Annotated in this window: 19 protein-coding genes; 10 read left to right on the top strand and 9 right to left on the bottom strand. The window is 58.6% G+C overall.

The features are described 5' to 3' along the window. A complete protein-coding gene (locus JJO78_RS03130) occupies positions 1 to 957 on the top strand; it encodes an HAD-IIA family hydrolase (RefSeq protein WP_083637192.1) in 957 nt (318 codons plus the stop codon). A gap of 30 nt (positions 958 to 987) precedes the next feature. On the opposite strand, the gene JJO78_RS03125 is transcribed toward JJO78_RS03130, so the two are convergent. The 6 genes from JJO78_RS03125 to JJO78_RS03100 all read right to left on the bottom strand — a co-directional run bounded on the left by JJO78_RS03125 (position 988) and on the right by JJO78_RS03100 (position 7,625). Beyond that, the gene (locus JJO78_RS03125) at positions 988 to 2,031 is read right to left on the bottom strand and encodes an ABC transporter substrate-binding protein (RefSeq protein WP_075195434.1); all 1,044 of its coding nucleotides are present in this window, start codon (positions 2,029 to 2,031) and stop codon (positions 988 to 990) included. After that, on the bottom strand, positions 2,028 to 2,798 hold the full coding sequence (potC, locus tag JJO78_RS03120) for a spermidine/putrescine ABC transporter permease PotC (protein WP_041333605.1): 771 nt from the start codon (positions 2,796 to 2,798) through the stop codon (positions 2,028 to 2,030). Before potC ends, JJO78_RS03125 begins: the two co-directional genes overlap by 4 nt. Then, positions 2,795 to 3,655: a spermidine/putrescine ABC transporter permease PotB gene (gene potB / locus JJO78_RS03115; RefSeq protein WP_075195436.1), complete on the bottom strand. Its 861-nt coding sequence runs from the start codon at positions 3,653 to 3,655 to the stop codon at positions 2,795 to 2,797. Before potB ends, potC begins: the two co-directional genes overlap by 4 nt. After that, positions 3,648 to 4,778 (bottom strand): spermidine/putrescine ABC transporter ATP-binding protein PotA, encoded by a 1,131-nt coding sequence (gene potA / locus JJO78_RS03110; protein WP_075195437.1) that lies wholly within the window; start codon positions 4,776 to 4,778, stop codon positions 3,648 to 3,650. The genes potB and potA overlap by 8 nt, the downstream gene beginning before the upstream one ends. Further along, the gene (locus tag JJO78_RS03105; protein WP_075195438.1) at positions 4,775 to 5,845 is read right to left on the bottom strand and encodes a TRAP transporter substrate-binding protein; all 1,071 of its coding nucleotides are present in this window, start codon (positions 5,843 to 5,845) and stop codon (positions 4,775 to 4,777) included. The genes potA and JJO78_RS03105 overlap by 4 nt, the downstream gene beginning before the upstream one ends. A 103-nt stretch (positions 5,846 to 5,948) precedes the next feature. After that, positions 5,949 to 7,625, bottom strand: coding sequence for a methyl-accepting chemotaxis protein (locus tag JJO78_RS03100; protein WP_075195439.1), 1,677 nt, complete (start codon positions 7,623 to 7,625; stop codon positions 5,949 to 5,951). A 267-nt stretch (positions 7,626 to 7,892) separates the two neighbouring features. On the opposite strand from JJO78_RS03100, the gene JJO78_RS03095 reads away from it, so the two are divergent. Continuing rightward, positions 7,893 to 9,254: a CHAD domain-containing protein gene (locus tag JJO78_RS03095; RefSeq protein ID WP_075195440.1), complete on the top strand. Its 1,362-nt coding sequence runs from the start codon at positions 7,893 to 7,895 to the stop codon at positions 9,252 to 9,254. A 7-nt stretch (positions 9,255 to 9,261) separates the two neighbouring features. On the opposite strand, the gene rarD is transcribed toward JJO78_RS03095, so the two are convergent. Both rarD and JJO78_RS03085 read right to left on the bottom strand, forming a co-directional pair. After that, positions 9,262 to 10,161, bottom strand: coding sequence for an EamA family transporter RarD (gene rarD, locus JJO78_RS03090; protein WP_036202390.1), 900 nt, complete (start codon positions 10,159 to 10,161; stop codon positions 9,262 to 9,264). Further along, positions 10,158 to 10,616: a YchJ family protein gene (locus JJO78_RS03085; protein ID WP_227662323.1), complete on the bottom strand. Its 459-nt coding sequence runs from the start codon at positions 10,614 to 10,616 to the stop codon at positions 10,158 to 10,160. The genes rarD and JJO78_RS03085 overlap by 4 nt, the downstream gene beginning before the upstream one ends. Positions 10,617 to 10,756: 140 nt before the next feature. Here JJO78_RS03085 and JJO78_RS03080 point away from each other — a divergent pair, with 140 nt between their 5' ends. Next, positions 10,757 to 11,488 (top strand): sulfite exporter TauE/SafE family protein, encoded by a 732-nt coding sequence (locus JJO78_RS03080; RefSeq protein ID WP_036202386.1) that lies wholly within the window; start codon positions 10,757 to 10,759, stop codon positions 11,486 to 11,488. A gap of 8 nt (positions 11,489 to 11,496) precedes the next feature. On the opposite strand, the gene JJO78_RS03075 is transcribed toward JJO78_RS03080, so the two are convergent. After that, a complete protein-coding gene (locus JJO78_RS03075) occupies positions 11,497 to 12,177 on the bottom strand; it encodes a hypothetical protein (RefSeq protein WP_036202385.1) in 681 nt (226 codons plus the stop codon). Positions 12,178 to 12,318: 141 nt separating this feature from the next. On the opposite strand from JJO78_RS03075, the gene JJO78_RS03070 reads away from it, so the two are divergent. Genes JJO78_RS03070 through pelG form a run of 7 tightly spaced genes read left to right on the top strand, consistent with a single transcriptional unit; the run spans position 12,319 to position 24,363 of the window. Further along, on the top strand, positions 12,319 to 15,087 hold the full coding sequence (locus tag JJO78_RS03070) for an endo alpha-1,4 polygalactosaminidase (RefSeq protein WP_075195442.1): 2,769 nt from the start codon (positions 12,319 to 12,321) through the stop codon (positions 15,085 to 15,087). Positions 15,088 to 15,091: 4 nt separating this feature from the next. Continuing rightward, entirely contained in the window at positions 15,092 to 18,568 is a 3,477-nt protein-coding gene (locus tag JJO78_RS03065; RefSeq protein ID WP_075195443.1) for a tetratricopeptide repeat protein, read from the top strand. Positions 18,569 to 18,579: 11 nt separating this feature from the next. Next, a complete protein-coding gene (locus JJO78_RS03060) occupies positions 18,580 to 19,104 on the top strand; it encodes a hypothetical protein (RefSeq protein WP_036202378.1) in 525 nt (174 codons plus the stop codon). A 25-nt stretch (positions 19,105 to 19,129) separates the two neighbouring features. Beyond that, complete coding sequence (locus JJO78_RS03055; RefSeq protein ID WP_075195444.1) at positions 19,130 to 20,494, top strand: PelD GGDEF domain-containing protein; 1,365 nt, start codon at positions 19,130 to 19,132, stop codon at positions 20,492 to 20,494. Beyond that, positions 20,484 to 21,470: a HEAT repeat domain-containing protein gene (locus tag JJO78_RS03050; RefSeq protein WP_036202376.1), complete on the top strand. Its 987-nt coding sequence runs from the start codon at positions 20,484 to 20,486 to the stop codon at positions 21,468 to 21,470. The genes JJO78_RS03055 and JJO78_RS03050 overlap by 11 nt, the downstream gene beginning before the upstream one ends. Beyond that, positions 21,467 to 22,987 (top strand): GT4 family glycosyltransferase PelF, encoded by a 1,521-nt coding sequence (gene pelF, locus JJO78_RS03045; RefSeq protein ID WP_036205546.1) that lies wholly within the window; start codon positions 21,467 to 21,469, stop codon positions 22,985 to 22,987. The genes JJO78_RS03050 and pelF overlap by 4 nt, the downstream gene beginning before the upstream one ends. Continuing rightward, complete coding sequence (pelG, locus tag JJO78_RS03040) at positions 22,987 to 24,363, top strand: exopolysaccharide Pel transporter PelG (protein WP_036202374.1); 1,377 nt, start codon at positions 22,987 to 22,989, stop codon at positions 24,361 to 24,363. Before pelF ends, pelG begins: the two co-directional genes overlap by 1 nt. The last annotated feature ends 5 nt before the right edge of the window (positions 24,364 to 24,368 follow it).

The following is a 24,368-nucleotide window of genomic DNA, read 5'->3' as shown; positions in this document are numbered from 1 at the left end:
ATGATCGATACCCACCCCATCTCGTTTAATGGCATAACACCCACTCCAGCCTGGGCTTTCCACCAGTATGAGCAGATCCGTCGCTGGCTGCCTGCGGGCCTGCCGACCTCAGAACAGCCTGGACCAGTCACGCTGGAGGATATGGCGCCGCTGGCGGACCGGTTCCAGGTATACGTGTTCGATGCCTTTGGGGTACTGAATGCCGGACCCAGGGCCTTCCCCGCAGCCATTCAACGGTTTCGCGAGCTGCAACGAATGGGCAAACACGTCCAGATTCTCTCCAACGCGGCTACCGCCAGCCACGCCAAACTGGTGGAGAAGTATCGGCGCATGGGGTTCGACATCACGCCGGAACAGTTGATCTCCAGCCGCTGGTTGTTGGAGCAGTCTCTGTCCGACCGGGGACGCGAAGGGCTATGGGGTGTCATTGCCCCGGAGAATTCCGAACCGGACACGCTGCCGCTAGACTGGCAACCGGTGCGGCCCCCCGTCACGGAGCAACTGAAACGAAAACTGGATAGCTATGACGGCCTGATCATGCTCAGCAGCGAGGATTGGAACGAGGAGATGCAGGCGGCACTGGAGGCCACACTGACAGAACGGCCGAGGCCACTGGAAATCGCCAATCCAGATCTGGTGGCCCCCCGCGGCGACTGCCTGACGCTGGAACCCGGATTCTTCGCCCACCGGGCGCGGCAGGCCAGCGGTGTCCAACCGCAGTTCTACGGCAAGCCCTATGCACCTGCTTTCCAGGCTGTGCTTGAGCGCTTCGCGGACGTGCCGCCGGGGCAGATACTCATGGTGGGCGACACCCTTCATACGGACATCCTGGGCGGGCAGAACGCCGGCATGAAAACCCTGCTGGTTACGGCCGAGGGCTCCCTGCAGGGTATGGATATACCGCGCTGCATCGCGCAGTCTGGTATCGCGCCTGACTTTATCGCCCCGGAGATCTGATTTCCGGGGCGGATCAAGCCGTTTGCGGGTTTACTGCCCGGACTTCAGCATTTCCCAGTATTTGGTATAGACCTGCATGGCATCGTCACCCACGTCCTTCTGGAACTCGGCGTTGGTCAGGTCTTCCGGTGTCGGGTAGCTGGTGCGGTCGTTGGCCACTTCATCGCTCAACAATTCGCGGGCCGCAAGGTTGGGCGTGGCATAGCCGATGTCTTCACTGATCAGCGCGGAGATTTCCGGCCGCATGACAAAACTGATGAATTGATGGGCAGCGTCTGCATTCTCGGCGTTCTTGGGAATCACAAAGCTGTCGAGCCAGACAATGATGCCCTCTTCCGGATAGACGTATTCAAGGGACGGCATGTCCTCCTCACCCATCACGGCTTCACCATTCCAGATCATGCCGATGTCGGTCTCGCCTTCAAGATAGGGCATTCGCGGTGCATCCGAGTTGAAGGTACGCACCGCAGGCATCAGTTCGGTCAGCTTGTCATAAGCCGCCTCGATCTCTTCGGGATCGGTGCTGTTGCCAGAGTATCCGAGCACTCTCAGCCCGATGTGGAACACCTCGCGCATGTCGTTGGTGAGCATCACGCGGCCTTCGTATTTCTCGTCCCACAGATCCGACCAGGCCGTTACCTCTTCGCCCTCAACATCATTGGCATCGTAGGCCAGCCCTGTGGTGCCCCAGAGGTAGGGAACGCTGTATTGGTTTTCAGGGTCGATATCCAGGTTCGTCAGCTCGGGGTCGAGCTTTTCGAAGCCTTCCAGTTTCTCGTGGTTGATCTTTTCCAGCAGCCCTTCCTCACGCATTTTGTTGACGTAATAGGTGGAGGGCAGCGCAAGATCGTACTGGCCGCTGTCATCCAGAAGTTTCAGCCGCGCATACATAGCCTCATTGCTGTCATAGGTGGTGTAGACCACCTGGATACCGGTTTCCTCCTCAAAGCGGTCCAATACCTCCTGGGGCATGTACTCAGACCAGTTGTAGAGGTTCAGTACCTGCGGCTCTTCCTGCGAGCTGCATCCGGTCAGGGTTGCAGCCATCAGGCCCGCCAACGCCAGTTTCTTCATCGTTTGCTCCTTGTCAGTATCCATTGGGACAGCATCAACATTGCCAGGGAAAACACCAGCAGCAGGGTGCCCAGGGCATTCACTTCCGGCTTAAGGCCCACACGCACCATAGAGTAGATGCGAAGTGGCAGAATTTCATAGCTGGGACCACTCACAAAGGTGCTCACCACCACATCGTCCAGTGACAGGGTGAAGCCCAACAGCCATCCAGCCAGCAATGCTGGCATGATTACCGGAATCAGTACCGTGCGGGTCATGGTGAAATCATTGGCGCCCAAATCCCGCGCCGCTTCGGGCAGGCTTTCATCGAACCCGCTCAATCGTGCCATTACGGTGATCACCACAAATGGCAGGCAGAAGGTAACGTGGGCCAGCAGAAGAGAGACAAACCCCAGTTGCAGGCCCACCAACAGGAACAACGCCAGCAAAGAGATGGCCAATACAATCTCGGGCGACATCATCACCACAAACAGCATCCCGCGCAGCACACGCTTGCCACGAAAGCGATACCGGTGAAGAGCCAACGCTGTCAGCGCGCCAATAATGGTCGATACCGTGGCCGCCGCCAGTGCCAGCCAGAGGGAATTCCACATGGCCTGGACCATGGCGTGGTTATTGAACAGCGACTCGTACCATTGCAGACTGAGCCCGCCCCAGCGGTAACCGGTGCGGGAACTGTTAAACGAAAACACCACCAGCACCAGGATCGGCAGGTAGAGCAACACATACACCAGGGTGAGATAGGTTTTCGGCAGCCAGCGATTCATGCCCTGGCCTCCTCACCGAGCCGCCGCTGGCTGAGCCGGTGCGCAAACAGCAGGACAGCCATGGCAACCGTCAACAGAATGCTGGCGGCGGCACCGAAGGGCCAGTCACGGGCGTCCAGAAACTGGTTCTTGATGACATTGCCGACCAGCAGATTGCGGGAACCACCCAGTATGTCCGCCACGAAGAACAGGCCCATGGCGGGCAACAGCACCAGCATCACGCCCGCCAGCACGCCCGGCAAGGTCAGGGGTATCGTCACGTGCAGGAACGTCGAAAGCTTGCCCGCTCCCAGGTCGTGCGAGGCCATCAGCAGCTCTTTCCTCAGGTCATCGAACACGGAGTACAGAGGCAGGATCATGAACGGCAGCAGCAGGTATACCAACCCGATGATCACAGCACCTTCGGTGTAGAGCATTCTCAGCGGCTCGTCGATCAGCCCCAACCCCATGAGTGCATTGTTGATCAGGCCGTTGGTGGCCAGCAGCAGTTTCAGGGCGTAGGTGCGCACCAGGGAATTGGTCCAGAAAGGCACAATCAACAGGAAAATCAGCAGCATCTGGCGCTGTTTGCCCAGGCCCGATAATGCCCAGGCAAAGGGATATCCTATCAGCAGGCAGAAGACGGTCGTCATGCCGGCCATGTAGAGGGAGTTCAGGAACACGTCCAGGTACAGCGGGTCGAACAACTGCCGGTAACTGTCCAGGTTCAGCGGCAACGAGAGGAAGGTGCCGGGGTCTCGTGTCATCACACTGGCACCCACCACCAGTAGGTTCGGGGTGAGCACAAGAAGCAACAACCAGCCCCAGACCAGAATCAGCACTGCGGTTTTGAAGGGCTGCTGTAACACCCTATGCATTCGTACTCAGCCCTTCTTCTGTGTCGTTGTTGACGGGCTCCAGTTCAACCGGCAACAACCATTCCCAGCCGTCGACCCAACTGACCCGCACGGGCTCGCCCAGTTTATAGTCAAAGGCAGGATCGTCCTCATCAAAAAACTCACTGGCCAGCACTTCAGTACCGTCCTCAAGATGAATCACTGAGTCCAGCGTGCTGCCCTTGTAGTTTCGCTCCACAATCCTGCCGGCCAGACCCTTTTCGTCTTCAGGAGCCAGCACACGAATATCCTCCGGACGCAGCAGGACATTCACCTGCTCACCTTTGCGCAGCGTAAACCCGGGCTTCTGAAGGGTACGGCTCAGGCCCAGGATATCCAGGGTAATGCCAGTATCTTCAACCGAGGTCAGATATCCCGGAAAGAGGTTGGTCTCCCCAACGAAGCGCGCCGTAAAGAGATTGGCGGGCCGCTCATAGATTTCCCGGGGCGTACCCAGCTGTTGAATCGCGCCGTCTTTCAGGACCACCACCCGATCCGACATCGACAGGGCTTCTTCCTGATCGTGGGTCACGAATACAAACGTGATGCCCAGTTCCCGTTGCAGTCGCTTCAACTCCACCTGCATGGTCCGGCGCAACTTGTAGTCAAGCGCAGACAGAGGCTCATCCAGCAACAGAAGTTGCGGACGCTTGACCACGGCACGGGCAATGGCCACCCGTTGCTGCTGTCCACCAGAGAGTTGATGCGGTTTGCGGCGGGCGAAATCCTGCAGTTGCACCATGGCAAGCACTTCATCCACGCGCTGGCGAATTTCGTCCCTGGGCCGTTTCTCCATCTTCAGGCCATAGGCGACGTTGTCGTACACCGACATATGGGGAAACAACGCGTAGTTCTGGAACACGGTATTCAGGGGGCGGTGTTCGGGGGCGGCATGGGTAATGTCATGGCCAGACAGGCTGACTGCCCCGGTGTCTGGCTGCTCAAAACCCGCCATCAGGCGCAGCAGGGTGGTTTTGCCGCAACCCGACGGCCCCAGAAGGGTGATGAACTCGCCGTCCAGGATGTCCAGGTCCAGCGAGTTCAACACGGTTTTGTCGTCAAACGCCTTGGAGACGTTTTTCAACGAGAGAAGCGTCTCTTTCATTCACCCGAAACGCTGTTCAGATAGGCCTTATCGGAAATGTTGGTCCACTGACGAACCTGCTTCAGATAATCCTGCTGGGAAGTGATGATTTCCCGTGCCAGTTCATCCTTCTCCGCCTCTTCGGCCAACAGCTTCTCTGTGGCATCACGAAGCGCTTCAATGACCTCTGGCGGGAAGGTTTTATGGGTGACATCCGGATAGTCTTCCTTCATACGATCCCAGGCCACGCCACTTTCATGCATGCTCTGGATGTACATGTCGTAGGCGGCGGTCCGCATAGCCACCCGCAGTACTTCCTGGAGCTCTTCGGGAAGCTTGTTCCAGGTTTTCTCGTTAATCAGGAACTGAACTTCAGCGCCAGGCTCCTGCCAGCCGGAGTAGTAGTACTTTGCGATCTGATGGAAGCCCATCTGAAAATCCAGTGCCGGGCCGACCCACTCCAGAGCGTCAATCGTGCCTCGCTCCAGCGCGCTGTAGAGCTCCCCGGGAGGGATGTTGGTCACCGCAACGCCCACTTCGGACATCACTTCGCCGGCGAACCCGGGTGTGCGCATTTTCAAACCCTGGAGGTCCTCAACACTGTTGATTTCCTCGCGGAACCAGCCACCCATCTGGTTGCCGGTATTGCCACCGGGGAACGACAGCAAGCCATGGGGACGATATACCTTTTCCATCAATTCCATGCCGCCACCGTAGTAAAACCAGGCGTATTGTTCAGGTGCAATCATCCCGAAGGGAACGGTGGTGAAATACATGGCATTGGGAATCGAGCCTTTGTAGTAATACGAGGCGGTATGCCCCATATCGTACTGGCCCGCCTTCACCATATCGAAAATACCGAATGGCGCCTTGTGCTTGTTGGATGAGTCAATGCGGAACTGCAGGCGGCCGCCCGACATCTTCTCAGCCATCGAGGCCATGTGGCGCGTTGTTTCACCCAGAATCGGAGAGTTGGGCCCCCAGGTTTCTGCGAGGCGAAGCGTATAGGTTTCCTGGGCCGACAGCGACGCGCTTGCCAGCGCGAACACCAATGCCAGGACGGTCATGAAAGATTTGCGAATAGTCATAGCGAGGTCAGGTTCCGTTTTTTGTAGTGGTCGGATCAGATCGCCCACATCATAGCTTGCTGGCCGGCTGACGCCAATCGTCGACCGACCAGAAGCAACGGTTCTATACCTTGAACTGGCCTACCAGCTCACGCAGACTCTCACCAAGCCGCGCCAACTCGTGGCTCGCCTCGTTGGTCTGGTTCACACCAGTATCGCTACGCTGCGCCGCGTCCACGATGCGCACCACGTTCTGGTTGATTTCCTCGGCCACCTGGCTTTGCTGTTCCGCCGCGGTGGCAATCTGGGTCACCTGATCATGAATATGGCCCACAGACTTCTCAATGGTGCGCAGGGCGTCAGTGGCGTGGTTAATGCGCTCAACCGTTTCGCTGGAGCGTTGGCGGGACGCATCCATCCGCTCCACCGCTGCGCGGGACTCGGTCACGAAGCCGTCAATCATACCGCGAATCTGATCAGCGGATTCCGCACTGCGTTTGGCCAGCTGGCGGACTTCATCGGCAACCACCGAGAAACCACGGCCATGCTCACCGGCCCGGGCGGCCTCAATGGCTGCGTTGAGGGCCAGCAGGTTGGTCTGGTCAGTGACGGCGTGGATGACGTCCAGCACCTGGGTAATCTCGTCGGTTTTCTCAGCCAGATTACTGATACGGCCAGAGCTGGACTCAATCTCCTCCGACAACTGATTGACGGACGCCTGTGCGTTGGCAATGGTCTCGCCGCCATCCCGTGCAAGCCTGTCGGCGTCAGAGGCGGCGCTTTCCACCGAGTTGGCATTGCCGGAAATCTGCTGGATCGTGGCCGCCATCTCATTAATGGCGGAGGCAATCTGATCGGTTTCCGAACCCTGCTCCTGTACCGACGCACGGGTTTCATTGGCAACACGGCTGAGCTCTTCCGCGGCCGAGGCAACCTGGTCAGTGGTCGCGCCGACATCGCGGATGGTGTCCTGGATTTTCACCACGAAGGCGTTGAAGCGACGCCCAAGCTCGGCGAGTTCGTCGTTTCCTTCGTCCGGCAGACGGTGGCGGAGGTCGCCCTCACCCTCGGCGATGTCCTTCATCATGGCAATAACGGTGTTCAGCGGCTTCGTTACCGTACGGCCGACAAACATGCCGATGAGCAGTGCGATAATCACCACAACCACCGTAACCAGAACGATAAAACCGAGGGTTTCGGCTATCTCCGCTTCAATATCCGCGCGAGCGGCAGAAACAACCCGGTCAATGTCAGTGACATAAACGCCAGTGCCAATCATCCAGTCCCAATCTGGAATAATCGTTGAATAAGACACCTTTGGTTCTACCTCGCCTGACTCTGGATTGGGCCAGTCGTAACCGAAAAAACCACCATCCTCGGCCGCATTGAACAGTGACCGAACCAGTTTCTGCACGTCTGGATTGGTTGTGGGGCCTTCGCGAGAAGGGTCGGGGGCGTAGGCCAGATTTTCCAGGTCGCGAGCATATGCGAAAACATAGTTTCCGCCCTCGTACCTGATTGAACGCAGACGCTTCCGTGCTTCCTCCTTCGCTTCGCGATCCGAAAGATCCGGATTGTTCTTGGCGTTCAAAACCAGAGAGCGCGCAGTATCCACAAGGTTCTTTACACCTTCCTTTCGTGCCTCAAGCAAACTTGCTTCAAGGCGCTCAAGCTCAGCCTCACCACCGCTTTTGATCTGGGCGACCGTAATCCAGGCAAGGGTTGCCGCCGTTATTACTACCGGGATCAGAACGCCCAGCAGAAGACGGGAACGAATGCGTAACCGGCTCAGCAATGTCATCAAGAAGTTCTCCGTATGAGATCAAATGTTCAGCGTAATTATCCACAACCGGGCACCCAGGGTGTGTTCCAGTTTGTAATACCGGTGTGTGCGACTTCGGGGTGTAAAGCTGCGACACTGCCACAACTCATTCATGCATTTGCTTTTATTGTTAAAAGTCTTAACGGCCGGTAGCGGATGGACTTGAACCAGCGTTAGACTAAAGGTCTAGCCCCAAACGTCCGATTCATCAAACCTGGCCCAATAAAACCAGTTTCAGGGGCACGGATGAAACACCTCTATTTGATTCGCCACGCCAAATCCAGCTGGGCCGATGATGGCCTTCGTGATCACCAGCGCCCCCTCAACAACCGGGGCCTGAAACAGCTTGCCCCCATGGGCAGGGCAATCCGTGCGGACGGGGCGTTCGATGGAACGGTCTACTGCAGCAATGCCACCCGCGCGCAACAAACCCTGGAAGGCCTGATCCCGAGCAACCATCAACACGCCGTCAAACTGGCGCCTGTTCTATACACGTTTAACCATGAGGTCGTGCTCGACTGGCTGCGCGACCGGAACGAAGACAGCATTACCCTGATTGGCCACAACCCTGCGCTGGAGGATCTGGCAGGCTTACTGCTGAAGCACGCACCCGACACCTTCCCCACGTGCAGCTACATGCACATCACCCTGCCCATAGAGCACTGGCGCGAGATCGGCAAGAACAGGGGCCGGCTTGAACGGTTCCTGACGCCCAAAGACGTCAGCTATGAGCAGTTTCATCGCAAACGGACGAAAATCCGTATCGACGAGCACTCTCCGCTGGCATGGCACATCCCGGAATCGCTGTTACACCAGTATCAACGCATCAGGGATCTGGAACCGGGCGTATTGCAGGGGTACGACGACGAGTTTCTGCATCAGTACCGTATTGCCATTCGCCGCAGCCGGGCCATCGCCGAAGCAGTTGTCGACATCAGTGGTGACAGCGATTTACGCAAGGCCGTCAAGAGTCTGAAACGGCATGGCCAAGCCACCAGCCGGCTCAGAGACCTTCACGTGTTACTGGGTGACCTGGCGCAATGGCCACTGGAGGAAGATACCCGGTTGGCCCTGGTGAGCTCCGGCGCCCGCAGCTATTTTGCCAACCTGGCAGACATTGAACACCAGGAGCTGACCAAACGCCTGAGCAGCGGCCAATACCGCAAAGACATGGATGAGTGGTACCAGCTTATCACCTCCCGCCACTTGAAGAAGATAACCCGGAAACTGGCTATCGAAGACATCCACAAAGCCCTGAAAAAGCACATACACAAGCACGACGCCGTGGCGCGGCAACTGAACGAACAGTCCCCGGACGATCACTTTCACGACCTGCGCAAACGGCTGAAACGCATACGCTACCTGGCCGAGTTGAACAAACCGGCGTTTCACGACAGGCTCAGGCCATTAAAACATCGACAACAACGGTTCGGAGACTTTCAGGACCTGCACGTGCAGATTGACATGCTGCTGGCCTTTCGCAACAGCATTGCCACGGAGCCGGACATGCTGGCGCCCGTGGCGGGCCTGAACACGCTGATTTCAGACCTTGCCGTGGAGAAACATCGCGTACGGGCTGACATACTGACCCTCGGCGGTATTGCCTGACAACCCACTATTTGGGGGTGGGATTCATCCCACGCCCTATCCAGGCCGACCAGGAATAAAGCCCCAGCGCCACCCAGATCATCACGAAGCTCGCCAGCTTCTCCCCACTCATGGGTTCATCAAACACAAACAGCGCGATGAAGAACTGCAGCGTGGGGTTGATGTACATCAAAAAGCCCACGGTTGCCAGGCGTAGCCGGCGGGCCGCACCGGCGAAGAACAACAGGGGGATGGCGGTGACGATACCGCTGGACATCAAAAGCAAGGCAATGGTGATGTTGTCATTGAAATGGGATTCTCCGGCCGAGCCCAGAAACCCGAGAGCCAGCAGACCGACCGGTAACAGAAGCAGCGTCTCAACAAACAGGCCCGAAAGACCATCCAGCTCCACCTGCTTTCGAAGCAGGCCATAGGTTCCGAAACTGAACGCAAGTACCAGGGTGATCCAGGGCACCACGCCCAACAGAAAAAGCTGATAAAGGATGGCGATGGTCGCCAATGCAACCGCCACAATTTGCAGTCGGGTAATGCTCTCCCGCAGCACCAGCATGCCCAGACCGACGTTCACCAGGGGCGTGAGGAAATACCCCAGGCTCGCCTGGAGCACATGACGGGTTTCCACGGCATAGATATAGACCCCCCAGTTCAGCGCAATGAATACCGCACAGCCGAATACGAAACCAAGCTTTTTAGGGCGTGCCAACGCAGCAGTGATGGGTTTCCAGCGCCCCAGGAAACTCACCACGATGGCGAGAAAAACACAGGACCAGACGATCCGGTGAACCAGCACCTCGTAAGAGGGCACACCCTCGAAAAGCGCGAAGTAAATGGGGAAACAGCCCCACAAGGTATAGGCGGCCAGGCCGAAACCCACGCCTTTTGCTGCATCAGGCGTAGCATGTTTCACAGACAACAGGCCTTGTATTTTCTGCCACTTCCGCAGGGGCAGGATTCGTTCCGGCCAGGCTTGAGGGTCCCTTCGCGGGTATCGCCGGACACGTAGTACCAGCGCTCATCGTCGCGGACGAAGCGGGAGTTCTCTTCCAGATACCCCCAGCCGCCGCCTGCCCGGTAAAGGGCGCGAAAGTGCACCGTGCCTTCATGTTCACCTTCCTCTGACGACAGTACCTGCAGCGACACCCACTTCGGCGCCTCGGTCAGATCAAGGTCTTGAGGCCGGGTGCTGGTGTGCCATGTGGCTTTCAGATAGTCCGTCAGATTCAGTACAAACGCGCTGTAGCGAGATCGCATAAGGGCTTCCGGTGAGGATGCCGGTTTGCCCTGATGGCATGGCTCGCAACAAGTACTGTACGGTTGACGGCTGCCACAGGGGCAGTCGTCCGGGGTAATCTCTGGCGCCATCGGGTCGTCCTTATCGCCGGTTAGTGCTGTTCACGGACCCGGCAGACCCAGGACACGTAAATGATTCATTTTAACAGTTTTAGTTGCCCTGCGGCTGTGCTATCAACAATCATCAACTGACCTGATCGAGTAGCCCGATTGTGACTGACCTCTCCCTGCTGCAGATACTCCTTGCTAACCTGGCTTTGCTGGCCGGCGCCTGTTTGCAGGGCGTGGCAGGTTATGGCATCGGTACGCTGGCGGCACCATTGCTGTTCCTGATCAGCCCCATACTGATACCGGCGCCGCTGGTTCTGAACGCCGTGGTGCTGACGATTCTCATGCTACTGAGGAACCGGGGCGCGTTACAGGTCCGCGAGGTGCGTTTTGCCATTGGCGGGGGCGTTGGCGGCATGATCCTGGCCGGGATCACGCTGATGCTGATTTCACCCACGGGGTTCGAGCTGGCGTTCGGCGTTCTGATCCTGATTGGCGTATTACTGAGCGCAGGGGGTTTGCGACCTGCCCTGAACGCTCGCAACAGTATCCTGGCCGGCGCTGCCTCGACCTACATGGGAACCATTACCGCCGTTGGCGGCCCACCGATTGCACTGATCTACCAGAATCAAAAGGGGCCGCTGGTGCGGGCCAATATGTCGGCCTTCTTCCTGGTGGCGAGTTTTTTCAGTATTGCCGCCCTGGTGGTTTCCGGCTACCTGGGGCAGCGAGAGCTACAGTTGTTTGCGGTCACCTTTCCAGGGGTTCTCATCGGCTTCTGGCTTTCCGGCAAGCTGGTCAACCGCATGCCTTTTGACGGACTGAGGCCGGTCATTCTTGGCATCGCCGCCGTTGCGGGTGTGGCGGCACTGGTTCGCGGGCTGATGTCGCTCTGACCCCGGGACTACTCGGCCCACAGTCTCGCCCGGAAATGGCTCTGTTTCCACAATACCGCGACCCATATCGCGTGAAGATTGATCAAAAACGCCAAAATCCACTCGAAGGCGTCGTCTATCTGGCTGTACACCCCTGGCACAACGGCCGTGAGGATAACCGATAGAATACCCACCGCCAGTATCAGCTCACACAGCCACAACAGTCGCCGGCCATTGGCATACCATCGCGGGTGTCCCTTCAGGGCCGAGCTGATCAGCAACTGTGCAATGAACGTCAGCGAAAAATACAGCACGACACCTATCCGGCGAATCAGATTGAAACCGTCTCCTTCGTGCCCCAAAGCCAGTGTGTATGCAGCCAGCGACGTACACGCGACGAAGCCCAGCCTGGGAATCCAGGGCCGACCGCGGCTGGTGGCACCCAATTGCTGTAGCCAACGACCGTTGAGGGCCCAGAACAGAATGCCGAGAATCGCCGCCGGCAACATGGTGCCCTTGAAAATGAAATAGCTGGTACCGTATCGGCCGGTGCGGCTAATGCTCGTGCAACTGTCCCAATAGGGAATACACCAGGAAATATGCCCCTCCAGCACCGACACCGCGAAGGTTGCGTGAATGGTGACCAGCGGCGTCAGCGTGGCGGCGAGCGCCAGCCACCACAGGGGGATGCCATTCCTCACGGAGGTCATAACGTTATTCTCTCATTACAAAATAGTTGGAAAATCGAGTGCTTGCAGACTGTCATCTATAATAGATTAGCAACGTATTACTCATTCGCGATGACTTTGTGCGCATCATTCAGTCGCTTCTCTACCTGATTTCGGTTCCACATGATAAGACGACACCCTCTGCTTCAACTGCTTGCAGTCGCCCTACTTTTACCCTTCGGTTTTGCCAATGCTGTGGGTCAGCCGCCTAACATCGCGTTCTATTACGGTAACGAAGCCCCAATAGGCAGCTTGATGGCCTACGACTGGGTGGTACTGCAACAGGATCAGGCCAGCGACGCACGTATCGACCTGCTGACCGAAGCCAGCACAACGCCCATTGCCTACGTCAGTGTCGGAGAGATGGCCCGCAGCCACCGCCTGTTCGCAAGCCTGCAGAACAGCTGGCTGATCGGCAAGAACCCGGCCTGGTCGAGCACAGTGCTGGACCTGCGCAACCCCGAAGTCCGCGCCTTTCTGCTGGACAACCTCATTGACCCGGCCTTCGAACGCGGCTTTCAGGGGGTGTTTCTCGATACTCTGGACAGCTTCACGCTTGCCGCCAGTGGCGAAGCGCAAATGCAAGCCTTCGCAGAAGCCCAGACAAAACTGATTTCAGACATCCGCGCCAGGCACCCGAACGGCAAGATCATCCTCAACCGCGGCTTCCACCTGCCGGACAGCGTTATCGGCCAAGTCGACGGGCTTGCCCTGGAGTCCTGGCGTAATGGCTACAACGCCAAGGACAAGCGTTATTACAAAGTCTCTGAAACAGATCGCCAGTGGCTGGACAAACAGCTACAGCGCTGGCGTGAGGCACGACCTGACATGCCCATGATTGCCATCGATTACGTCGCGGACGCCTCCCAGGCCGAGGAACTAGCAGGCCAGCTACGTCGCGACGGTTTCGTGCCCTGGGTGGCCAACCCGGCCCTTGATCGCCTCAGCCCGTCCAAACCCGTCCAGGTGAAACGCCACGTTCTGGTGATTCATGACTTGCCGGAATTCAACATGGACAGAAGCGCTGCCCATCGTTTTGGTGGCATTATCCTGGAGCGTTCCGGATTCATCCCACAGTACCATTCCGCGCTAGAGCCCCTACCGACGGAGCCCACCGAAGACCGGTATGCGGGTATTCTGGTGTGGTGGGAAACCGGGGATCGCCACAGCGGCCTTTGTTCATGGCTTGCCCGGCAGCAGGACAAGGGCGTACCCGTGGTGCTGATGGGACTGATTCCCGGCAACCCGGCGTGCAGCGGCGTGATGGCCGCCAGCAGCACCACTGTGCCCGCTGCGCCTCTGAGTCATGAGCGCGTACACCCATCGGTGGCCAACTACGAAGGTAGGCGGCTTCCTTCCCTGACCACACAGGCCATGCCGAAAGTAGAAGGACACACGCCCTGGCTGACCATCACCGACGCGCAGGGCCAGCAATTTTCGGCCATCTACACCCATGACAAAGGCGGCGTGGCCTCAGCGCCCTTCCTGTTCGAAACCGGCCCCGACGACGAAGCCTACTGGCTGTTCAATCCCTTCGAGTTTATCCAGCAGGCCTTCAGTGCACCTGCCATGCCGGTAATTGATACCACCACGGAGAATGGCCGCCGCATACTCACCGCCCACATTGACGGCGATGGCTTCGTCTCGCGGGGGGAATTCCCCGGTAGCCCGTTGGGCGCCCAGGTCATCCAGGATGAGATTCTGTCACGGTATGAGGTGCCCCATACCGTTTCGGTCATCGAAGCGGAAGTTTCACCCGAGGGCCTATACCCGCGCGCCAGTAAAGAGGCGGAACGCATCGCCAGGGCCATATTCAGATTAAATTCGGTGGAAGTTGCATCTCATACCTACAGTCATCCGTTCTTCTGGCAATCGATAGAAGGTGGCACCGCCCCGAGGCTTGAAAACACACTGTATGGCTATTTCATGAACATCCCGGATTACCAGGCTTCGCTTGAACGCGAAATCGAAGGCTCGGTGCGATACATTAATCAACGTCTGGCCCCGGCGAACAAGCCCGTATCGGTGTTCCTCTGGACAGGCGACGCCCGGCCCGGCGCCAATGCCTTGAAACGGGTTCGGGAAGCTGGCCTGGTCAACGTTAATGGCGGCAACACCAAGCCATTGCCCTACGCTTCCGAGCTGGCGGAAACCTGGCCTGACGCCCGCCCCGTAGGCGATGAACTGCAGGTGTACGCACCGGTGATGAACGAAAACGTCTACACCAACAACTGGACAGGCCCTTACTATGGCTTTCGCAATGTGACGGACACTTTCCGCATCCTCGAAGTCAAAGGCCGACTAAAGCCTATGGGCATTTACTACCACTTCTATTCGGGCACCAAACCCGAGGCCCTCGGAGCCTTACATGAGGTCTACAAATACGCCCTAGATCAACCCGTCACACCGCTCTATCTCAGCGACTACGCCAAGCGCGTGCAAACCCTCTATTACTCGGCGTTGCTCAGGGACGATAACGGTGGCTGGCACTGGCGCGGTATTGGCCAACCCCACACCGTCACCATTGAGCAGGACCGGTTTCCCGACCTAGAGAGAAGCACTGGCGTCGCCGGTTTCCACGATGCTGCCGGCCACCGCTACGTGCATCTGACCGGTGATTCGCCCCGCCTGCTCCTGACCGACTCCGCCCCGAAAGGCCCCTGGCTGGCCCACGCCAATGGGGTACTTACCCAATGGCAGCGCGAGCAGGTAGCCGGGAAATGGCGGATAACGCTGGGTTTGCAAAGCCATCGGAACGTGGAATTCACCCTTGCCGGAACCCGCCGATGTACAACCAGCGGCGGTTCGGCACGGATGTCACGGTCGGGTGAACAGGTGCGGATTGTTCTCAGCAGCCGGCAAACAGAATCCCTGATGCTGGAGTGCCAATAGCGTTATGCGTCGGAACAGGGAGTCCTTTTTCAGCTTGCCCGCGCTGGTCCTTATGGGAGCGCTTATCGCGCTGGCGTTGTATCTGCTGTTTCCGCGACAGGCAGTGTTCGAGAACCCGGAGTACCTTGAAACGCCAGACGCCCTTTCCATCGCCTATCTGGAAGTGCTACTGCGTTCGGATTCAGACAACGTTCCCTTACGCCTCAGCCTGGCCCGGGCCCTGAGCACAACCGGCCAACTGGAACGCGCAGACCAGGTACTGGCCCCCTTGATGGCACAACAGACGGTGCCGGAGGAGGCCTTTGAGTTTTACCTGGAACTGCAGGCTCAACGCCTGTTTGCAATCCCAGAAGGCCCCCGGAGGGAGGCCCGGAAAGACCAACTCTTTGCCGACGCCCAGGCGCTGGTCCGCCAATCCTATGAACCGGAACGCATTCTGGAGCTCTTAAGGCCAGCCTCCAGCTGGCTGAGCCAGCCCCGTTACCTGACACTGCTGCAAGGCGTCGAGGACCGGATGACCAGCCCCGGCCAACGGCTTCAACTGGCCCGTGAAATCGCTCGGCTGGAGGAAGCAGAGGGTCGGCCTGGAATGGCTGCAGCGACCTTGCGCCCTTATATTGACACCGTCCGCCCCGAGGCCCGCGATGAGTTCATCGACAACATCATTCGCCTGGAGCTTGCCGGCGGCAATCCAAAAGCGGCGCTGGCACTCTTCAAGCAAAAGCTCCCGGACACCCGGATGTCGGAACCAGCACAGACCGAAGGTATCCGGCTGGCAAGACTGGCTGGTTCGGCTACGGACGAAGCCACCTGGATTCGGCAACGGGCGGACCGGCATCCCGACAACACAGAGTTCCAGCGAGAATTGCTGGCCTTTCAACTCGCCGCCGGGAATCTGAAAGCAGCGCTCAATACTATCCGGAGGCTACAGAAGACACCGGACAGACTCACTCGCGAAGATCGGCAAACCATTGCTCAAGTGCTGGAGTGGAACGGCCTGCCGCAGGAAGCGCTGCCTGTATGGGTGTCCCTCTATCAACAAACCGGTTCCGCGCAAGCCTTTCAACGATCGGTGGATCTGGCGCGCGGGCTCTTCCAGTGGGACACACTGCGAATGCTGTTAACCGAGGGGGCCAGGCAGGAGCGTTTGCAACCGGAAGGCTATATCACCCTGGCCGACGCATTGGTGGGTTCCGGGCGTTTCAATGATGCAAGGGAATGGCTAACGGAAGGCCGATCACGATTTCCCCGGTCCGACACGCTTAGGGAACGACTACTGACGCTGCTGGTTAACCTGCGTGATTTCCCCGCCGCCATTGAACTGCTGGAAAACGAGCCACGGTTATCCGACGCCGACCGCATACAACTGGCCTCTCTTTACTGGCGCACACGGCAACCTGAACGCGCCCTGGCGCTGTTGAATTTCGAGCCGCAAGACCGGCAACTGGCCGAGACAGTTCAAATCATGCGGATGGACCTGGCCAACAGCCTGGGTAGAACCGACATCCTGAAGCGGGATTATGAAAGTCTCCTGGCCAGAAGCGACTCTGAGCTTACGCCGAATTTAAAGGAGCGCCTGCTCAACCTGGCAGCCCTTTTCGAGGACTACCCAAGGGCCCTGTCGTTGAGCGAACATCTTTTCCTTGAAACCGGGGAACCCCGGTTCCTGGCCGCTATCGCTGAATACCAGTTGGCGCTCGGGCAATGGCAGGAACTGGAGCAAACCCTCGAACGCTGGCAAACGGACGTTCCCACTGCCCGCAACAACCCGCGCTACTGGTCACTTCGGGCATTGATTCACCAGCGCAACGACGAGGTCCTGGCAGCAAACGATGCCTACCGCGCCGCGTGGGAGTTGGCACCCGACGATGAGAACCTGATGATCAGTTGGGCCTGGCTGCAACTTGCCAATGCGGAACAGTTCGCCGACACCCTTCCGGCCCTGCTGGCCCGAATCGGTGATACACCTTCTCCCGCCGCCTATCCGGTCCTGGCCTACGGTTACAGTGCCCTGGGCCAGCCAAGACGGGCTCTGAACTGGTTTCGTCAGGGTATGGATACCCGCAGTGATGACATTGAGTGGCTTCTGGCGACGGCAAGACTGCTGGATCAGACCGGTGCACCCGGCACCGCAACCGATCTTCGCCAAAAGGCCGCGAAAAGATTACAGGAAGACCCATCCACCCGCTCCAGCCGCTCCAGCCGCTTTGCGGTGTACAGTGAGGAAGGGTTGCTCAAACTGGCCTGGCAAACCTTGGCGACCTTTCCCCGCAGCGGCGAAGTCGACGACCCTGACCAGAGGGGATTACGCGAAACCCTGGCGTACTTTGCGTCCAATCAGGGTGACACGCTGGTCGCGGAGGCCCTGCTACCGGCACCGGACGGCCGAAACGCAGCGGTGCGCCAACGCATCGGACAAACCCTACGGTCTGCGCCGGAAAACCGCGAACAACAGACAGGCCGCTATGTTCGGCAGCTTGATCGACTCAACAGTCCGATGACGGCGGAACAACAGAGGGTGACGATGCAGGACACGGTAAATCTACACCAGACGTTCAACCGTGCCATTCAAGTGGGCAGCCGCTGGCAGAACCTGGGTAACTTTACCGTTCAGCGCAGCGGGATAACCGGGCAGTTCAGCGAAGACGAGTTTCGCTGGAAATTGTCTGCCAGCACTCTCAAGGCGAGCGATTCCGGGCGACTGATAAGCACCCCCGGTCGCAGCAGTGAGACTTCTTTCGAGGTGGACAGGCGCTCAGGCAATAGCGCCTGGTCGCTATCGGTCAGCCAGTTGCCACGCTACCAGCAGGATGACCTGGCCATCAGCGCTGCCTTCGACCAGCAATGGTCTGACCGCATCGCCTTCGGCGCCGGCTACCATTTCCAGGAACGCACACCGGACAGCGCCGAAGCCTGGTGGCTGACCCGCCGCGACCGCGCCTACGCCAGCGCCAGCTACACCCCTTTCTCCCGGCTTAACCTGAATGCCCAACTTGAGCAACTGACGGTCAACAGCCTGGAGAACGATCAACTGGCGGACGGCTACGGGCTGGACCTGAATGCCACCTACACCATTTTTCGCAATGACCCGGCCTGGATTATCAGCGCCGGTTATCGAAACCAGCAGCTATCCCTGGCCGAAACCCTGCCCTCATCCACCCTTGCGGCACTGGATCAGCCACTGGAAACCGCCAGCCTGCTGACCGAGGAGTATGAACGTATCGGTGTGGGCACACGTTGGTTCCATGGCTCACCCCACGCTCTGTATCGCTCGACACCCTCACCCCGCGCATTTCTCGGTTTGGACGCCGGTTATGTATTATCCACTTCAACGGCGGAAATCGGTGTGGAAGTGGGCCTGGGTTGGCGGGTGCTGGGGGATGATGAACTAGCCTTGTCTGGACGCTGGTCGTCGGAAGGGCTGGACGGCAACGGCCGAACCGAATTCAATCTTACATACACGATTTACCCTGGTCGCTGAAGGAGACCGTTATGAAAACACTACGCCATAGCCTCTGGCTCACCCTGTTACTTCTGGCTGGCTGTTCGGTTATCCAGAGCCAGGAGGGCTCGCCGATTCCGGAGGATGGACAGTTTGCGGTGCTGCCGCTGATCAACCTGTCACAGACACCCCAGGCCGGAGACCAGGCCGCCAGTGTACTGTCCGCGATCCTGAGAGCCAAGGGCAGCGAAAACGTGACCCTCTACCTGCCCGATGACCGCAACCCCTTGCTGTACGAAAGCAGTGAACGACAGCAAACAGCTCTCGCCACGGCCCGCAACGATGGCGCGGACTACCTATTCACGGGCACCGTGGAAGAATGGCGCTACAAAAGTGGGCTGGATGGCGAGCCCGCCGTAGGCATTACCCTGGAAATACGCAACGCAGACGACAATCGCGTCGTCTGGTCCGGCACCTCGGCCCGCACGGGATGGGGTCGTGAAAGCCTGAGCGTGGCGGCCCATAAGGTTCTGGACGAGCTGGCCAACGCCATGCCACTGATCGAAAGCCAATAATACCGCCTGAGCAACAGGGTTCACTATGGACGAAGCAGAGCAGATAACGGGCGAGAAGGTACGGGTACCCATTGCGCTGAAGTGGCTGGAAACCCTGCTGATTACCGCGTTTTTCCTGGCCTTTAGCGTTTGGCACCGGCCGGATGATCCGTTCTATCTGACGGGAAACTTTCCCTGGCCCGTGCTGGGACCGCTACTGGTAGGCCTGAGGTACGGCTTTTTCATGGCGCTGATTTCAGCCCTGATCATCATCGCCGCCCTGGGTTTTCACTTGCGGTTTGAGATCACCAGCGGCACCCGTGATTTTCCCTACGTGTGGACCACCGGGGTACTCGGCATCAGCCTGTTGGCGGGTGAGTTTCGGGACTACTGGGGCCGCCAGCAGCAAAAACTGGAAGCGAGCAACGACTACCGCGGTTCCCGCCTGGAAGAGTTCACCCGCAACTACTATCTGCTCAAGGTGTCCCATGACCGACTCGAGCAACAACTGGCCGGCAGCTCCAGCAGCCTGAGAGAGGCGCTTAGACGCCTGTACGCGCAGATTGGCGAAGCCGGTCAGGCCGGCCTGAATCAGGAGACGGCCTCATTGATGCTCCAGCTACTGGGGCGTTACGGACAACTGCAGATTGCCGGCATCTACGCCGTCAATAATGGCGTACCCGAACCGGAACCACTGGCAACGGTCGGTCGCTTCCGCAAGGTGGACCTGAAAGATCCACTGCTGCTGCACGCACTGGCGGAACGGAAACTGGTGTCGGTGCAGACTGAGTTCCGCCAGCGTATGGGCGACCTCGACACCGATCTGCTGGCAGCCATTCCCCTGATTGACTCCGAAGATCGCTTTATCGGCCTGTGTGTTATCGAGGCCATGCCCTTTTTCAGCTTCGAGGCTCGCTCGTTGCGACTGCTGGCGATCCTGGCCGGGCACATGGCAGACATCGCCCATGAACACTCGGAAATACAGGCCGGCGGATCACCGGAATGGCGTTACTTCCGGCGCCATCTGGCCCGTGCAGGCCGCGACGCGGAATTCTTCAACCTACCCGCAGCGATGGTGGGCTTGCCGCTGGCCGACAGCCGCAATGGCCAGTTGATTGCCGACCATATTCAAAAAGTCCGCCGGGGCCTTGATGTGATTGCCGAGCATCGGGCCGGCAATCAGCGCTACATCGTTGTTTTGATGCCGCTCACCGATGAACTGGGCCTGGCCGGCTATCTACAACGGCTGGACGACGGACTGAGGGAACAGCTGGGGTTGCATGCCAGTGACCTGGTGACACCGCAAACCCTGCAAGTCCGTAATCGGGCCCAGGCCGATGAGTGGGTGCAGGCCTTCCTGTTCGACAACCAGGGAGAGCACAACCAGGGAAAGAACAGCCATGGCCAATAGCTGGTTTGCACTGCTCGCCCTGGCGCTGGAAACCGGCGGCGTCACCGGACTGCTATCACCCACCGCCGGCAACCTTGAGCTGGCCGCTTACCTGATCGCCCATGCCATGGCCTGTGCGCTGCTCACCCTGATCCTGCTGCCATTGATGCCGTCGCGCTATCGCGGGCAGCCCATTACCACAGGTGTCTTCCTGTTCACCCTGCAGTTTGCCATCCCTTTCATTGGCAGCGTGGGCCTGGTACTGGGCATGTTGCTGGCACTGTATCTACCGCGGTCCAGTCGCGACATACCCTGGCAGGAAGTGGACATCCCCGAACTGCCATTCCAGCCGATCGATATGGATCTACAGGTGGTTTACAGCCAGGGCGGCCTTCGCCAGGTACTGCGCGAAGCCATTAGCACCGACAAACGCCTGAAAGCACTGATGGCCACTCGCCAGATGAACGACCGGGACGCCATTGAAATTCTGCGTGAAGCTCTGAAAGACCCGTCTGACGATGTGCGATTGCTGGCCTATTCCATGCTTGAGCAAAAAGAGAAAACCCTGGCCCAACGGGCCGGCACTCTCCAGCAGTCACTGCAGAACGCCGACGACCTGACCAGTGTTTCCCTTCAGCGGAGGCTGGCACAGGTTTGGTGGGAAATGGCTTATCTGGGCCTGGCCCAGGGCGGCCTGCGACACTACTACCTGGACAGTGCGGGGAAACTGCTACGACGACTGGTGGCCCGACGCTCCCAACACAACGACTGGCGCCTGCTCGGCCGTGTGGAACTCGCCCTGGGTAACATCGACAACGCGGAAGAGGCCTTCCGTTCGGCGCTTGCCGGCGGCTCGTCACCGGAATTGATCATGCCCTACCTGGGGGAAGTCGCGTACCTGCGCCGGGACTTTGCTCAGGTGCGCCAACATCTTTCGGCCTGCCCTCTTGAGCGTTTCCACCCCGCCAACCGACCGGTTATCGAGTCATGGTTATGACATTACCCAAAACCAGCGTAACCCCCAAAGCTGACATCGCCCTGTTGCTGGAAGGCACCTATCCGTTCATCCGGGGCGGGGTGTCCTCCTGGGTGCACCAGGTCATTACCGGCTTGCCGGAATACACCTTCGCCCTGATCTTTCTGGGCGGCGACCGCGCACATTACGGCGAGCAACAGTATGTCCTGCCAGACAATGTCACTCACCTGGAATGCCACTACCTGATGGACACCGAAGCTGCTGGCAAACCCCGGCCACGTCGGGGTAACAAGGCCGCCTTCGAGGCCCAGAAGTGCCTGCACGAGCAGTTCAAGTCCGAAAAGTCAGTACCGCCAGACATCCTCCACAAGGTGTTTGCCGACCTGGGCCAGAAGCAGGGTATCAGCCGTGACGACTTCCTCTACAGTGAAGAAAGCTGGGAGATGATTGACGAGAACTACCGTAAATACTGTACGGAGCCGTCCTTTGTCGACTATTTCTGGTCGATCCGTATCATGCACGCGCCATTGTTCCAGCTCGCCGAAGTGGCGCGAAAGATGCCGGCCGTGCGCATGCTGCATTCCATTTCCACCGGTTACGCGGGCTTGCTCGGCGCCATCGCCAGCGAGCAGCGGGGCATTCCCTTCGCGCTCAGTGAACATGGCATCTACACCAAGGAACGCAAGATTGACCTCTCCCAGGCCCAGTGGATTCACGACCCCACGGACCAGGTCAGCGGTACGCTGAATGAGCAGTTGGGATACATTCGCCGGCTCTGGATCCGTTTTTTCGAGGCCCTTGGACGACTGGCCTACCAGCAGGCGGACCCGATCGTGTCGCTATACCAGGGCAATCAGCAACGGCAGTTTCAGGACGGAGCACCGCCTGAACGTACCTGTATCATTCCCAACGGCATTGAGCCCACCCGCTTCGACGCCGCAAGGAAGGCCCGCCCCGACCACATCCCGAAAGTGCTGGGACTGGTCGGGCGGGTCGTTCCCATCAAGGATATAAAAACCTTTATCCGTGCCATGCGCTCGGTCAGCGAAACCATTCCCGACGTGGAGGGCTGGATCGTCGGTCCGGAAGACGAGGACGAAACCTACGTACGCGAGTGCAAGGAACTGGTGGATAGCCTGGGCCTCAACCAACGAGTGAAATTCCTGGGATTCCAGAACGTCAACGACATTCTTCCTCAGCTTGGGCTGATGGTACTGACGTCCATTTCCGAAGCGTTGCCGCTGGTAATCCTGGAGGCCCACGCTGCGGGCCTGCCCTGCCTGGCTACCGATGTGGGCGCTTGCCGCGAATTACTGGAAGGCGCCAGCGACGAAGACCGTGCACTGGGCGCCAGCGGTGCTGTGGTGCCCATCGCAGATCCTGAAGCGACCGCGCGGGAAGCGGTGCGGCTGCTGTCGAACCCCGAGCAATGGCAACAGGCTCAGAAAGCGGGGCTGGAGCGGGTACAGAAGTTCTATACCCTGGAAAGCATGTTCGGGGCCTACCGCTCCATTTACAACAAGGGGCTGAACGGCTAATGGCAGGCATCGGTTTCGAGATACGCCGCATCCTCAAGCGCGACAGTTTCCTGAACCTGTTCGAGGCCTACGGCCTGGCCGGTATCATCAGCTCCGGCCCCTGGGTGCTGTCGGTGCTCGGCGTCATGATGATCGGGGTGATCAGTTTCACACTGGCGGTATCTGATACCGAGGTGGTTCAGTTCCTGGTATCGGTGACCTACCTGATGGCCGTCTCCCTGACCCTGTCGGGCCTGTTCCAGCACGTCTTCACCCGCTGGGTGGCAGACCGGCTGTACGCCAAGCGCAATGACCTGATCCTGCCCAATTTGATGGGGCTGATCTGGGTCACTACGGTACTGTCATTGGGGCTGGGGTTGATGGCCATGGTGCTGTTCTTCAGCGACACTTCGGTGCTGTACCGCCTGCTGATGCTGGCCAACTTTGTCGTGCTGTGTAACCTGTGGCCGGTGACAATCTTCCTGTCCAGCATGAAGTCCTATCGTCGCATTGTGGTGGTGTTTGCGCTGGGTTACGCCACCGCCGTAGTCAGCTCCATGGTGCTGTCACAATTTGGCCTTGAGGGGTTGCTGGCCGGCCTTCTTCTGGGCCACAGCCTGCTTTTCTTCAGCTTCTTCTACACCATTATCCGGCAGTATCCGGGTGACCACTTCATCCGATTTGATTTTACCCGGCGGCGGCAGATTTTTCCGGCGCTGATCCTCACCGGCCTGCTGTTCAATGCGGCGGTGTGGGCCGACAAATTCATCTTCTGGTTTCACCCGGACACCTCACAGCCTATTATCGCCAGCCTGCGCGCGTCGGTGATCTACGACTTGCCCATCTTCCTGGCTTACCTCTCGATTATCCCCGGTATGGCGGTCTTTCTGGTTCGCATGGAAACCGACTTTGCCGAGGCCTACGAGCGTTTCTACAACGCGGTACGGGAGGGCGACACCCTGGAACGGATCAATCGCTTCCGGGACCAGATGGTCATCGTGGCCCGCAACGGAATCTACGAGATCTTCAAGGTGCAGGGGCTGACGGTCATCGTAATCTTCCTCTGGAGCGAGGAAATCCTGGCGGCCATCGGAATATCCCCTCTGTACCTGCCGCTATTCCACATTGACCTGGTCGCCGTTGGCATCCAGTTACTGTTGCTGGCGATCCAGAACGTGCTGTTCTACCTCGACGCACGAGGCATTAACGTCACTCTTTGTGCACTGTTTTTCTTCGGCAATATTGCGTTTACGTTCATCACCATCGAACTGGGAGCGTCTTTCTACGGCTATGGTTTTGCCGCCGCCGCCCTGCTCGCAGCGCTGACCGGCCTGTGGCTGCTGTCGCGCAAGTTCGACAAGCTGGAGTACGAAACCTTCATGTTGCAGGGACGGTAGCGCAT

The sequence above is a fragment of the Marinobacter sp. DS40M6 genome, from assembly GCF_028581595.1.
Classification (GTDB): domain Bacteria; phylum Pseudomonadota; class Gammaproteobacteria; order Pseudomonadales; family Oleiphilaceae; genus Marinobacter; species Marinobacter salarius.
This window is presented reverse-complemented; position numbering and strand designations above follow the sequence as displayed.